This window comes from Streptomyces sp. Tu 2975, assembly GCF_009832925.1.
Classification (GTDB): Bacteria; Actinomycetota; Actinomycetes; order Streptomycetales; family Streptomycetaceae; genus Streptomyces.
Window position 1 is genome coordinate 4373610 of sequence record NZ_CP047140.1, and the last position, 12297, is coordinate 4385906.

General features: G+C 72.3%; 13 protein-coding genes. 6 read left to right on the plus strand and 7 right to left on the minus strand.

The window, feature by feature from the left end; all coding sequences use genetic code 11:
• Positions 1 to 27: 27 nt before the first annotated feature.
• The gene (locus tag GLX30_RS19395; protein WP_244258221.1) at positions 28 to 696 is read left to right on the plus strand and encodes a pentapeptide repeat-containing protein; all 669 of its coding nucleotides are present in this window, start codon (positions 28 to 30) and stop codon (positions 694 to 696) included.
• 23 nt (positions 697 to 719) lie between these two features.
• On the opposite strand, the gene GLX30_RS19400 is transcribed toward GLX30_RS19395, so the two are convergent.
• The 4 genes from GLX30_RS19400 to GLX30_RS19415 all read right to left on the minus strand — a co-directional run bounded on the left by GLX30_RS19400 (position 720) and on the right by GLX30_RS19415 (position 3773).
• Complete coding sequence (locus GLX30_RS19400) at positions 720 to 1220, minus strand: hypothetical protein (protein ID WP_005315692.1); 501 nt, start codon at positions 1218 to 1220, stop codon at positions 720 to 722.
• Between the two features lie 13 nt (positions 1221 to 1233).
• On the minus strand, positions 1234 to 1752 hold the full coding sequence (locus GLX30_RS19405; protein ID WP_159690485.1) for a hypothetical protein: 519 nt from the start codon (positions 1750 to 1752) through the stop codon (positions 1234 to 1236).
• Positions 1753 to 2019: 267 nt separating this feature from the next.
• The gene (locus tag GLX30_RS19410) at positions 2020 to 2643 is read right to left on the minus strand and encodes a response regulator transcription factor (RefSeq protein ID WP_159690488.1); all 624 of its coding nucleotides are present in this window, start codon (positions 2641 to 2643) and stop codon (positions 2020 to 2022) included.
• Positions 2640 to 3773, minus strand: coding sequence for a sensor histidine kinase (locus tag GLX30_RS19415; protein WP_159695126.1), 1134 nt, complete (start codon positions 3771 to 3773; stop codon positions 2640 to 2642). The genes GLX30_RS19410 and GLX30_RS19415 overlap by 4 nt, the downstream gene beginning before the upstream one ends.
• 375 nt (positions 3774 to 4148) lie before the next feature.
• Between GLX30_RS19415 and GLX30_RS19420 the strand changes: the two genes are divergently transcribed.
• Entirely contained in the window at positions 4149 to 4688 is a 540-nt protein-coding gene (locus GLX30_RS19420; RefSeq protein WP_159690491.1) for a heme-binding protein, read from the plus strand.
• A 67-nt stretch (positions 4689 to 4755) separates the two neighbouring features.
• Positions 4756 to 6162, plus strand: a complete 1407-nt coding sequence (locus GLX30_RS19425; RefSeq protein WP_159690494.1) for a M1 family metallopeptidase — start codon at positions 4756 to 4758, stop codon at positions 6160 to 6162.
• A 72-nt stretch (positions 6163 to 6234) separates the two neighbouring features.
• Here the strand turns inward: GLX30_RS19425 and GLX30_RS19430 are convergent, their stop codons facing one another.
• Entirely contained in the window at positions 6235 to 6810 is a 576-nt protein-coding gene (locus GLX30_RS19430; protein WP_005315705.1) for a TerD family protein, read from the minus strand.
• Between the two features lie 197 nt (positions 6811 to 7007).
• Here GLX30_RS19430 and arfB point away from each other — a divergent pair, with 197 nt between their 5' ends.
• On the plus strand, positions 7008 to 7442 hold the full coding sequence (gene arfB, locus GLX30_RS19435) for an alternative ribosome rescue aminoacyl-tRNA hydrolase ArfB (RefSeq protein WP_159690497.1): 435 nt from the start codon (positions 7008 to 7010) through the stop codon (positions 7440 to 7442).
• Positions 7443 to 7487: 45 nt separating this feature from the next.
• Here arfB and GLX30_RS19440 read toward each other — a convergent pair whose 3' ends face one another.
• Positions 7488 to 7988, minus strand: a complete 501-nt coding sequence (locus GLX30_RS19440) for a flavin reductase family protein (RefSeq protein ID WP_159690500.1) — start codon at positions 7986 to 7988, stop codon at positions 7488 to 7490.
• A 384-nt stretch (positions 7989 to 8372) separates the two neighbouring features.
• Between GLX30_RS19440 and cdgB the strand changes: the two genes are divergently transcribed.
• Together cdgB and GLX30_RS19450 are read left to right on the plus strand one after the other, a co-directional pair.
• The gene (cdgB, locus tag GLX30_RS19445) at positions 8373 to 10010 is read left to right on the plus strand and encodes a diguanylate cyclase CdgB (protein ID WP_159690502.1); all 1638 of its coding nucleotides are present in this window, start codon (positions 8373 to 8375) and stop codon (positions 10008 to 10010) included.
• A gap of 164 nt (positions 10011 to 10174) precedes the next feature.
• Positions 10175 to 11161: a carbohydrate-binding protein gene (locus GLX30_RS19450; protein ID WP_159690505.1), complete on the plus strand. Its 987-nt coding sequence runs from the start codon at positions 10175 to 10177 to the stop codon at positions 11159 to 11161.
• A gap of 113 nt (positions 11162 to 11274) precedes the next feature.
• On the opposite strand, the gene GLX30_RS19455 is transcribed toward GLX30_RS19450, so the two are convergent.
• Complete coding sequence (locus GLX30_RS19455; protein ID WP_159690508.1) at positions 11275 to 12210, minus strand: 1-phosphofructokinase family hexose kinase; 936 nt, start codon at positions 12208 to 12210, stop codon at positions 11275 to 11277.
• Positions 12211 to 12297: the final 87 nt, after the last annotated feature.

Sequence of the window (12297 nt, forward strand, 5' to 3'; positions counted from 1 at the left end):
GTCAGTGGCGCACGTCACCATGGGGGAATGGCGAAGGCGCGGAGACCGGCAGTGGCGGCGGCGAGGGTGACCGAGGTGCGGCTGCCGCAACTCGAGGAGTTCGGCGGCGGCGCCCTGGCGCCTGACGGGGATTACGACGGGGTGCGGTTCGAGGGGCTGGACCTGGGCGGTCAGCAGGGGGCGGGGGCCCGGTTCATCGACTGCGCGCTGACGGACTGCGCGCTGGACGGGACGCAGTTGACGCAGGCCCGTTTCGTGGACTGCGTGCTCGAGGGGGTCCGCGGGGTGGGGGCGGATCTCGCCGGGGCCTCGCTGCGTGACGTGGAGGTGCGGGAGGCGCGGCTGGGCGGGGCACAGCTGCACGGGGCGTCGCTGACGGGGGTGGTGCTGCGCGGCGGCAAGATCGACTACCTGAATCTGCGGGAGGCGAGACTGACGGACGTCGTGTTCCACGGCTGCGTGCTGTCGGAGGCGGACTTCGGGGGCGCGCGGCTGGAGCGGGTGGAGTTCCGGGACTGTGTGCTGCGCCGGGTGGATCTGACCGCGGTGCGGATGAAGGACGTCGATCTGCGGGGGGCCGCGGAGCTGGACATCGCGCGCGGTGTGGAGCGGCTGGCGGGTGCGGTGATCAGCCCCGGGCAACTGCTGGAACTGGCACCGGCGTTCGCGGCGCAGATCGGCGTACGCGTGGAATAGGGGCCGGGGCAGGCCGCCTCGGGTCAGGCCGTGCGGGGGAAGCGGGCCTGAAGGTCCCAGATCACCGGGTTGTCGCCGAGACCCTCGTGCATGTCGGTGAGGTCGGCGATCAGGTCGTGCAGGAAGTCGCGGGCCTCACGGCGGAGTTCGGCGTGGTTGAAGGTGATCGGCGGCTCGTCGCCGGGCATCCAGTCGGCCTCGACGTCGACCCATCCGAAGCGGCGCTCGAAGAGCATCCGGTCGCTGGACTCCGTGAAGTCGAGCTCGGCGTACTGGGGCTTCGACGCGCGGCTGCCGAGCGGGTCGCGGTCGAGCTGCTCGACGATGTCGCACAGGGCCCAGGCGAAGTCGAGTACGGGGACCCACCCCCAGGCTGTGGAAACCTCCCGGTCCTTCTCTGTGTCGGCGAGATAGACGTCGCCGCAGAAAAGGTCGTGGCGCAGCGCCTGTACGTCCGCGCGCCGGTAGTCGGTCTGCGGCGGGTCGGGGAAGCGGCGCGAGAGGGAGTAGCCGATGTCGAGCACGTGGTCGATGGTGTCATGCCCGGCGGCGCCTGCTGTACGACCAGGTGACGGCGGTCAGCAGGAAGGGGACGGCGGCGAGCGGTCCGAAGCAGAAGGCCCAGACGGTCTCGGCGGTGCCCGTCAGGTAGGTCCGGCTCTCCACGGTGAACAGGACCACCAGCTGCGACAGCGCGAAGACGATCGTCAGGGCGGACGCGGTCCAGGCGAGGGCGGCGAGCGTGCGGGGGCGCAGGGGCTGCCACCGGTCGCTGACCAGGAGCAGGGGGAACAGGGCGGCGAGCTCGGAGACGACGGCGAGGCCGACGACGTAGGCGACGCCCCAGCCGGGGATGCCGAAGGCGTCGCGAAGGACCTGTTCGCTGTAGCCGACGTGGATTCCGCTCGCCATGGCGATGCGCCACAGCCCGGAGGGCAGGGCGCACAGGGCGATGGCGTGGGCGGCACGGCGGGCCCAGCGCGGAGCGGGGGCGGCCGCCTGCACGGTGGCGGTGGGGAGGGCTGACGGGCGGCAGGATCCGGTCGGGGTGCTCATGACATCCACGTTGGCCGCGGAGGGTGCGGTGACGCTTCCTTCTGTGCGGCGGACCGTCTCCGCCGTGCGGCGGAGACGACTTGGGCCACAGGTCGCAGACGTGTCGCCGCGGTGCCGTCCACAGGGGCGGTCGAATCGCGGGCGGTGCGCTTCGGACGACCCGCGGCCGGAGGCGGGCCCGGGCCGCGGACGCGTCGGGCCGCCGGCGCCCACGGCACTGCGCGCACCGGCCTCCAGGAGCCCGGGCCGCCGCAGCCGCGCAGGGCGTCACGGCAGCAGGCGCTGCTCCTTCGCCACCGCCACCGCGCCTGCCCGGGTGTCGACGCCGAGCTTGGCGTAGATACGGCCCAGGTGGGTCTTCACGGTCGCCTCGCTGATGAACAGGGCGCGGGCGATCTCGCGGTTGCCGAGGCCGCGTGCCAGTTGGCCGAGGATGTCGCGTTCCCGGTCGGTCAGTGACGGGCCGGCGGCTCCGCGCATACGGTCCATGACCCGGCTCGCCACGGGCGCCGACAGCGCGGTGCGGCCCTGCGCGGCCGCGCGGATCGCCGCGAACAGCTCCTCGGGGCGTTCCGCCTTGAGGAGGTAGCCGGTCGCCCCGGCCTCGATGGCCCGGGTGATGTCGGCGTCCGTGTCGTACGTGGTCAGGACCAGCACATGGGTGCCGGGCGAGGCGATACGGCGGGTGGCCTCGACGCCGTCGATGCCCGCGCCCAGCTGGAGGTCCATCAGGACGACGTCCGGCCTCAGTTTGGCGGCCGTCGCGACGGCCTCCTCACCGCTGCCGGCCTCACCGACGACCTCGATGTCGGGCTCACTGCCGAGGAGCGCGAGCAGCCCGGCGCGGACGACGGCGTGGTCGTCGCAGAGCAGGATCCGTACGGCTGTCATGGCCGGGCCTCCAACGGGATCGCGGCGGACACGACGGTGCCCTCGCCGGGTGCGGATTCGACGGTGAGGGTGCCGCCGAGCTGTTCGACACGTGCCCTGATCGCGGGCAGGCCGTGTCCCCGTACGCCGGGGGAGGAGCGGCCGGCGGCCGGGTCGAAGCCGCGTCCGTCGTCCGCTACGTCCAGGACGACCTGGTCGCCCATGAGCGTGAGGGTCAGCGTGGCGGCGGTGGCTCCGGCGTGTTCCCGCACGTTCGCCAGCGCGCCCTGGGCGATACGCAGCAGCGCCGACTGGACCCGGTCCGGCAGCGGCGCGGGCGGGCCGTCGAGGTGGAAGCGGACGGGGAGGGCATCGGTGGACTCCCGGGCGGCGAGCGCCCTGAGCGCCTCGGGGAGGCTCCCGCCCTCGGCGAGGTCCGCGGGGGCCAGGTCATGGACGAAGCGGCGGGCCTCGGCGAGGCTGCGCTCCGCGATGGACCCGGCGGTACGGACGTGGCCGCGGGCTGCGGACGGGTCGCTGTCCCAGGTGCGGTCGGCGGCCTGGAGCAGCATCTGCTGACTGGACAGGCTCTGCGCCAGGGTGTCGTGGATCTCCATGGACAGCCGCTGCCGTTCGGCGAGGGTGCCCTCGCGGCGCTCGGTGGCGGCGAGTTCCCGGCGGGTGCGGACCAGGTCGTCGATGAGCGCCCGGCGGCGGTCGGCAAGCCGCTCCGCGTGGACGAAGACGGCCGTGGCGACGGCCGCGACGGCGGGCGGCGCGATGACGAGGTTCGGGTCGAAGCCGCCCTGCGCGAGTTGCAGCTGCGCGGCGACGACGAACACCGTGAGCAGGGCGACCAGGGCGATCGCCGCGCGGGTCGGCAGCGCCCGCAGCCCGGTGTAGAGGAGGGGCACGGCGCACCAGGCGAAGCTCGGGGCGAGGAGGACGAGGACCACCCAGACCGCCACGACGGTGACCAGCCACATCAGCCGGCGGGGGGTCGCGCGCGGGCCGAACACGGGGCCCACGGTGTACAGGACGGCGAGGGCAACCGAGAGCCCGATGATCCACGGGGACCGGAACTCCCAGGGGTGGCGCAGCAGATACCGGGCGAGCGAGGCGCCGAGCAGCAGGAAGAACGCCGCGTGCATCACACCGGCCAGCCACCGGGCGTCGGGATCCTGCTCGCGGTGCTGCCCGCTCGCCTGCTCGCCGTGCCGGTCCCGCACCGGGGGACGGGTCCGCTCCCGGGGCCGTACCCCCTCGGAGGCTCGGGCTCCGCCCCGGTCCTGCTCCTTGTCCACCGTCGTCTCCTCGACCGCCCAGGCCTCTGACCTGGGCCTGGTTCTTCATGGTGGCCCGGCGGACCCATGGGGGCGTCAACCGATCGGCTGACACGCCCGTCGTCCATCATGCGCGCCGGAGGCAGCCGGAGCGTGGACCGTACCGGGCCGTCCACGGCCGGAGGATCGATGGCAGAACGAGAGCCACGGCGGAGCAGCCGCCCTCATGAAGGAGCCACCCGGATGAAGAAGACCCTGATCGGCGCCGCCACCGCAGCCGTTGTCGCCGCCGGCACGTTCGGCGCCGTAGCGGCGAACGCCTCCGCCCCGGCCGCCGAGACCAAGGCCGCCGTCACCGCCGACGTCTCGTCCCGCGGCCTTCAGCAGTCCACGCACCTGACGATCGACGCGGCCACCAGGGCGGCGCAGGCCGCGCTCGACGCCGCGGAGCAGGAGAACCAGCGCGTCACCGTCGCCGTCGTCGACCGGAACGGCAACACGATCGTCACCCTGCGCGGCGACGGTGCGGGCCCGCAGTCGTACGAGTCGGCGGAGAAGAAGGCGTACACCGCGGTGTCCTGGAACGCTGCCACCTCCGAGCTGGTCGAGCGGCTGGAGCAGGCCCCGAACCTGAAGGACATCCCGGGGACGCTGTTCCTCGGTGGCGGTGTGCCGGTGCAGGCCAAGGGCGCTCCGGTCGCCGGCATCGGCGTGGCGGGCGCGCCGAGCGGCGACCTGGACGAGAAGTTCGCCCGGGCAGGCGCCGCCGCGCTCGGCCGCTGACCGGGCGGGCGTCCGGGGCGGGCTGTTCAGGACCCGTCCCGGGGTGCCGCCTGCTTAGGATCCTGGAGTGGACCCGTACGTCTCCCGCCGCCCCGCCCTCCTGCGTACCGCGCTCGCCCTGTTGCTGGTCGCGGCCGCCGCCACGGGCTGTTCCGGTGGCGGGGGCGTGCGGGGGACGCCGGGCGCCGCGGGGCTCCGTGACCCCTACTTCCCCCGGCTCGGCAACGGCGGTTACGACGTCCGGCACTACGGACTCTCACTCGGCTACGACCCCCGCACCGGCCGTCTCCACGGCACCGCGGAGCTCACGGCGCTCGCCACCCAGGACCTGAGCGCCTTCCACCTCGACCTGCGCGGGATGACGGTGGAGCGGGTGACGGTCGACGGCGTGGAGGCCGCCGTCAACCGGGCCGGTACGGAACTGACGGTGCGTCCGCGCCGGGACATCGACATGGGCGTCGAGTTCCGTACCGTGGTCCGGTACGCCGGGGTCCCGCAGACGGTCACGGACGCCGACGGCTCCAAGGAGGGCTGGCTGCCGGGGCCGGACGGCGACGCCCTCGCGGTCGGCGAACCGGTCGGTTCCATGGCGTGGTTCCCCGGCAACCACCACCCGGCGGACAAGGCCGCGTACGACATCACCGTCACCGTTCCCGACGGCTACGAGGCGGTGTCGAACGGCGAGCCGGCCGGTGAGCGGACGAAGGGCGGGCGGACCGCTTTCACCTGGCGTACCGAGGAGCCGATGGCGAGCTTCCTGGTCCTGCTCGCGGTCGGCGACTTCCGTACGGCGACCACCCGCACGGCTGCCGGGCTGCCCGTGGTGACGGCCGTCGATCCGGCGGCGGCCGAGAAGAGTTCGGCGCTGCTGCGCAGGATCCCGCGGATCGTCGAGTGGGGGACGGAGAAGTTCGGGCCGTACCCGTTCTCGTCGGCGGGCGCGGTCGTCGTGCCGGCCGGGGAGGTCGGATACGCGCTGGAGACGCAGAGCCGGCCGGTCCTCCCGCTGGACCGGTTCGACGAGGAGACCCTCGTCCATGAGCTGGCCCACCAGTGGTTCGGCAACTCGGTGACGCCCGCGACCTGGCGGGACATCTGGCTGAGCGAGAGCTTCGCCACCTATGCCGAGTGGATGTGGCTGGCGGAGGCCGGGCGTACCCCGGTGCGGGAGAGCTTCGAGGACGCCTTCGCGGACCGGGAGAACTGGACCTTCGCCCCGGCCGTGCCTCCGCGCGCCGAGGACATCTTCGCGGCGCCGGTCTACGGGCGGGGGGCGATGGTGCTGCACAAGCTCCGCGAGCAGGTCGGCGACGACGTGTTCTTCAAGATCGTGCGCGGTTGGGCGCGGAAGCACCGTCACGCCAACGCGTCCACAGCGGACTTCACCGCCTATGCGGAGGCGACGTCGGGCAAGGACCTGACGGATCTGTGGAAGGTGTGGCTGTACGGGGACGAGAAACCTTCGCAGCCGTGAGCGCGACAGGGCCCCGGCTCGCGGCCGGGGCCCTGTCGAACACCGCGTCGGACGTCGGGCCGTGACGTCAGGTCAGAGGTTGACGCCGAAGTCGCGGGCGATGCCCTCGAGGCCGGAGGCGTAACCCTGGCCGACCGCGCGGAACTTCCACTCCGCGCCGTTGCGGTAGAGCTCGCCGAAGACCATGGCGGTCTCGACGGCGGCGTCCTCACTCAGGTCGTAGCGGGCGATCTCCGCGCCGCCGGCCTGGTTGATGATGCGGATGTAGGCGTTGCGCACCTGGCCGAAGTTCTGGCTGCGGGAGACGGCGTCGTAGATCGAGACGGGGAAGACGATCTTGTCGACGTCGGCCGGCAGACCCGCGAGGTTGACGTTGATCTGCTCGTCGTCGCCGCCGCCCTCGCCGGTGCGGTTGTCGCCGGTGTGGACGATGGTCTGGTCCGGCGTCGCCTTGTTGTTGAAGAAGACGAAGTGGGCGTCGGAGGCGACCTTGCCCGCGTTGTTCACACCGATCGCGGACGCGTCGAGGTCGAAGTCCGTGCCGGTGGTGGTGCGGACGTCCCAGCCGAGGCCGACCGTGACGGCGGTCAGGCCCGGGGCCTCCTTGGTGAGCGAGACGTTGCCGCCCTTGGACAGGCTTACTGCCATTGGGAAGTCCCCTTCATTTCGAATCTGCGGGCTACGGGTCCTCCCGAAGCTACCGTCACAGGTCATAACGCGGGCAGGGGACCGTCAGGTTCCATCCGTCGAGGTCCGGTTCCTCTCAGCCGAGCGGGCCGGACGGGGGAACCGGGCGGAGGGCCGGGGAGAAAAGAGGGTGACGGGTACGTCCGGGGCGGGGGACCATGGATGGCATGTCCGGGCCCTACATCATCCGCGGCTCCGTCTCCCTGCCGGAGGCCGAGCTCATGTGGCGTTTCTCGCGGTCCTCGGGGCCCGGTGGCCAGCACGTCAACACCAGCGACTCGCAGGTGGAGCTCCGCTTCGACCTGGCGAGGACGGAGGCGCTGCCGCCGGTCTGGAAGGACCGCGCGCTGGAGCGGCTCGCGAGCCGGATGGTGGGCGGTGTGATCGCCGTACGCGCCTCGGAGCACCGCTCTCAGTGGCGGAACCGCGAAACCGCCGCGGTACGGCTGGCGTCCCTGCTGGCCGAGGCGACCGCCCCGCCGCCGAGGCCCCGCCGGGCGACGAAGATCCCGCGCGGCATCAACGAGCGCCGGCTGCGGGAGAAGAAGCAGCGCGCGGAGACCAAGCGTGGCCGCGCCGGCCGCGACTGGTAGCGCGCCGCACGCCCCTTCGGTTCCGGTGCGCGCACCTGGGCCCGTTCACCCGAGGTGCCGGTACCGCCCCCGGAAGTACGTCAGGGGCCCGGCGACCATGTCGGAGAGGCCCACCTTCAGGACGTGACCGATCACCAGCGTGTGATCGCCGGCCTCCACCCGCTGTTCGGTACGGCATTCGAGGGTCGCCAGCGCGCCCTTCACCAGAGGCGACCCGCAGATCTCGCCGCGTTCATGGGGCAGATCGTCGAAGAGCAGGCGGTCGCTGAGCCGGCCCTTCATCGCGAAGCGTCCGGCGATCTGCCGCTGGCCCTCGGTGAGGACGGAGACTCCCCACAGCGGCTGTTCCGCGAGCAGGTCGTCCATGCGTGAGCCGTTGCGCAGGCTGACGAGGACCAGCGGCGGCTCGAGGGAGACGGACATGAAGGCAGTCGCCGTCATGCCGACGTCCTCGCCGCGCGGCCCGTGGTCGGCGTCGTGCGCGGTGACCAGCACCACGCCGGCCGCCAGACGGGACATGGCGGCACGGAATTCCTCATTGCTCACCCCCTCAGGATGGGGGATGGCGGGAGCGGCCGGAGCGGGGGTCGTATGCAACACATGAGGAACGCTAGTGTCGGCCGTTCCGTCGGCGCATCGGGCCGGGGGACCAGCCGGGTCCTAGGACCGCAGGCCGACCACCATGAGTAACCATGGGTACGTTCGGATGGTTTTGCGTTCAATAATTGATTTCAGGAAAGCTACGGTGTGTCCGGCCGGTCAGCATCTGACCCTTCATCACCTGATGTGACTTGAGTCACAGAGGCCAGTATTTGTTGACCCTGTGTACCGGGTGAGCTGCTCGCTGTGATTCAGTGGCCGGGATACCGCTACAAGTACGCCAATCAGACGCCCTGGAGTTTGCTGTCGAGGTCTCGGGGAGAGCGAGCGATGGAGACCGAGTCGGAGCCCTATGTCCGTCTTGCGACCCTGCGGCAGCTGCACCAGGTCGTCGCGGAGCTCAACACGGCCCGCAGTCTGGCCGACACCCTGCAGACCGTCGCCGACGGCATCGTCGCCGGACTGGGCTACGAACTGGCCTGCGTCAATCTGGTGCGCCCCGACGGTGACCTCGTCGTCGCCGCCTTCGCCGGCAGCGCCGCCGCCGAGGCCCTGATCACCGGCCGGGTCGGCTCGCGTACTTCCTGGGACCGCCGCCTGTCCATGGGCGAAGCCTGGGGCGACCTGCGCTTCATCCCGCACACCGAGGGCTGGGTCCTCATAGAGGACGACGTGCCCCAGTGGCACACCGACGGCCCCGAGCCCCGCTTCGAGGACGAGTGGCACCCGCAGGACCGTCTCTACGCCCCGATGTACGCGTCGGGCGGCGGGCGTGAACTGCTCGGCGTGATCTCCGTGGACCGGCCGCGCAACGGCCGCCGCCCCGGCCCCTGGGGCCAGGAGGCGCTCCAGATGTACGCCTCCCAGGCCGCGATCGCCATCAGCAACGCACGACTTCGAGCCAACATGCAGCGCGCCCTGGTCCGCCTCGAGCGCGAGCAGCAGGCACTGCGCGCGAGCGAGGAATCCTTCCGTCAGGCGTTCGAGTACGCGCCCAGCGGCATGGCCATCGCCGAGATGGGCGGCGACCAGCACGGCCGCCTGCTGCGCACCAACGACGCCCTGTGCCGGCTGCTGGGCCGCCCCGCCTCCGCGATGCGTCGTTACTCCTTCGCCGACCTCGTCCACCCCGAGGACGTCGGCACTCTTCTGCGTACCTCCGCCGAGGGCGGACGCGCGGAGATCAGACTGGGCCGCAGGGACGGCAGCTACGTATGGGTGTCGCTGCGGAACTCGGTCGTCGCCGACACCGCGGACGGGCCCCGCTTCCTCCTGACCCACGTCGAGGACATCGAGGACCGCAAGCGCCACGAGCTCCAGCTCGCCCACCGCGCATCGCACGACGCGCTCACCGGCCTGCCCAACAGCGCCGAGCTGCGAGCCCGGCTCAGTTCGCGCCTGTGCGAGCGGCCGCACGCGACGTACGCGACGGACATCGAGGCGCTGGATGCCGCGTACGAGACCGACCGCGGTTTCCGGAGCGATGCCTTCGACTTCGAGACGGTCGGTGGCCGGCCCTACGACCACCATGTCCACATCGTGGCGCCCGACAGCGAGATCGACGACGGCGCCAAGGGGCTCGCGGTCCTCTTCTGCGACCTGGACGGCTTCAAGTCGATCAACGACCGCTTCGGGCACCAGACCGGTGACGCCGTCCTCGTCGAGGTCGCGCGCCGGCTCACCACCGGGGTACGGGACGGTGACACGGTCGCCAGGCTCGGCGGTGACGAGTTCGTCGTCCTCGCCGACGGCCTCGGCGCGGCGGACGCCGCCGACCTCGCCGTACGCCTGCGGAACGCGATCATCCTGCCCATCCGGGTGGGTGGCCGCGGAGTGCGGGTGGGCGCCAGCTTCGGTATCGGCTGGGCGAGCTGCGGGATGTCCGTCGAGGAGGTCCTGCAATCCGCGGACCAGCGGATGTACATCGAGAAGCGGGCCCGTTCGAAGGTCCACCGCAGGGCCGGCTGAGGCCCCCGCGGGGCCGGGTGACCTATCACACCCGACCGCGCCCGGCCTGGTGACCGGCCGTGGTCCCACCGGATGAGGCCCACGACACCCGATGGGGTGAGTGGAACCGGGTAGGCTCGCCTCGCGTCAGCGTTGTGCTGACGAGATGGTGAGGAGTGACTGGGATGACGGCCGGGAACAACGGCGCGAGCACGCCCGAGGACGACGACCCGTTCGGCTACCTGTACGCCGACGGGCAGCAGGCAGGCGCCACGCCGCCGCGCCAGGGCGGCTACGGCTACCCCGGTCCGGCCGCGCAGCCCGGGGTCCCCCGCACCTCGTACAACCAGGTCCGTACGGTCGGGGAGCGACAGTACGGCCAGCAGGTCCCGCAGCAGCAGGCGTACGGGCAGCAGCCCGGCTACGGCCAGCAGCCGACGGCCGCGTACGCCGCACCGGAGACGTACCCCGGCGCTTCCGCCCAGACGCGCCAGGTCCCGGTGCAGACCGGCGGCCACGGTCAGGGCGGTCACGGCGGCGGACGCGGCGGCGGCCCCAACACCAAGGGCCTGCTGATCGGCGCGATCGCGGTCGTCGCGGTCGTGGTGATCGGCATCGCCGCGGCGCTGATGACCAGCAACGGCGACAAGGACGACACGGCCGGCCAGGGTGGTGGAGGCACCACCCCGTCCGCGGGCGAGACCGTCCAGGAGAAGCCGGCGCCGTCGGAGGAGGAGCCGGAGCCCGTCGAGCTGCCCAAGCAGGACGCGGCGACGCTGACGCTGGGGCCTCCCGCGGCCCTCGCGAAGGACGTGCCCGGCGCGAAGGGCGCGGACGGCGCATACGTCATGTTCAACGGTGTCGGCGGTTCGGCCGGCTGGTCGGTGGACGTCCCGGAGGCCGGCGCCTACACGATGTACATCACGTACAGCGTGCCCGGCAAGGACGCCAAGACCTCCCTGACGATCAACGGCGGACAGCCCCGCGAGCTCAACATGTCGAACTTCGCCAAGGCGGCGGAGGGCGACTGGCAGAAGGGCTGGACCAACACCTACGCCTTCGTGAACCTCGAGAAGGGCAAGAACGACCTCAAGATCTCCTGCGAGCAGGGGAACCAGTGCGAGGCCTATCTCGACCAGGTCTGGCTGGAGGCCGGTCAGAGCAAGAGCTGACCGCGCGCCGGGCGGCCGTCCGGCGGCCCTAGCCCGTACGCGTCACCCGTCATCGTCCCGGCCGCGCCCCGCGCGAGCCGGGACGAGGCGTTTCAGGTCCGGCTCCGTCGCGGTCACTTCCCGGGTGCGGCCGGGGTGTGCTCGACGACGCCGACCCTCGGCAGCAGCCGCTCGTACGCGGCCGCGTCGAACTCGCCCGCCGCGGGGGCCAGCACGGTCGCCGCGGAGAGGGCCACCGCCCGGGACAGCCGTTCCGGCCAGGAGAGTCCCGCGACCAGTCCGGAGAGCAGACCGGCGACCGCCGAGTCGCCCGCGCCCGTCGGGTTGCCCTTCACCGGCTCCGGCGGAGCGGCCTGCCAGGTGCCGTCCGGTGTGGCGGCGAGCAGTCCGTCCGGGCCCAGCGAGGCGACCACGGTGTGTGCGCCGCGGCGGCGGGCGTCTCGGGTGGCGCGGAGCGGTTCCCGTGAGCCGGTGAGCTGCGCGAGCTCGTCCGCGTTGGGCTTGACGAGATCCGGCCGGGCGGCGATGCCGCGGCGCAGCGGTTCGCCGCTGGTGTCGAGGAGTACGGGCACCTCCGCGGCGCGCGCCCGGCGCACCAGCTCGGCGTACGCGCCGACATGGATGCCAGGCGGCAGGCTGCCGCACAGGGCGACCGCGTCGGCCTCGCGCAGGAGGGAGTCGTACGAGGAGAGGAGGGCGGCCCACTCCTCGGGCGAGACCGTCGGTCCCGGCTCGTTCAGCTGCGTGGTGTCGCCGCTCGCGCGGTCGGTGACGGCGAGGGTGCGGCGGGTGGTGCCGGCGATCTCGACGAGCGCGTCGTGCGGTGCGAGCGGGGCGAGCATCCCCCGGAGTACGGCCCCGGTGGCTCCGCCCGCGAAGCCGGTGACGACGCTCTCGTGGCCGAGGGCCGCGAGCACGCGGGCGACGTTGATGCCCTTGCCGCCCGGACGCTCCACGACCTCGCCGACCCGGTGCGTGGTGTGCGGGACGAGGGCCGCCACCTGATAGGTGATGTCGAGGGCGGCGTTGAGCGTGACCGTAAGGATCACCCGTGGACACCCCCGAAGAACGCGCTGGCCGTGCTCGTACGGGTTCTGATCATGCCAAACGGAAGGCGGTCGGCCCAAGACCTGGTG

What these genes read in the sequence shown, in the direction of transcription:
- GLX30_RS19395 (WP_244258221.1), top strand. Translation starts at nt 28, where the DNA reads ATGGCGAAGGCGCGGAGACCGGCAGTGGCGGCGGCGAGGGTGACCGAG.
- GLX30_RS19405 (WP_159690485.1), bottom strand. Translation starts at nt 1,752, where the DNA reads ATGAGCACCCCGACCGGATCCTGCCGCCCGTCAGCCCTCCCCACCGCC.
- GLX30_RS19410 (WP_159690488.1), bottom strand. Translation starts at nt 2,643, where the DNA reads ATGACAGCCGTACGGATCCTGCTCTGCGACGACCACGCCGTCGTCCGC.
- GLX30_RS19415 (WP_159695126.1), bottom strand. Translation starts at nt 3,773, where the DNA reads ATGCACGCGGCGTTCTTCCTGCTGCTCGGCGCCTCGCTCGCCCGGTAT.
- GLX30_RS19420 (WP_159690491.1), top strand. Translation starts at nt 4,149, where the DNA reads ATGAAGAAGACCCTGATCGGCGCCGCCACCGCAGCCGTTGTCGCCGCC.
- GLX30_RS19430 (WP_005315705.1), bottom strand. Translation starts at nt 6,810, where the DNA reads ATGGCAGTAAGCCTGTCCAAGGGCGGCAACGTCTCGCTCACCAAGGAG.
- arfB (WP_159690497.1), top strand. Translation starts at nt 7,008, where the DNA reads ATGGATGGCATGTCCGGGCCCTACATCATCCGCGGCTCCGTCTCCCTG.
- cdgB (WP_159690502.1), top strand. Translation starts at nt 8,373, where the DNA reads ATGGAGACCGAGTCGGAGCCCTATGTCCGTCTTGCGACCCTGCGGCAG.
- GLX30_RS19450 (WP_159690505.1), top strand. Translation starts at nt 10,175, where the DNA reads ATGACGGCCGGGAACAACGGCGCGAGCACGCCCGAGGACGACGACCCG.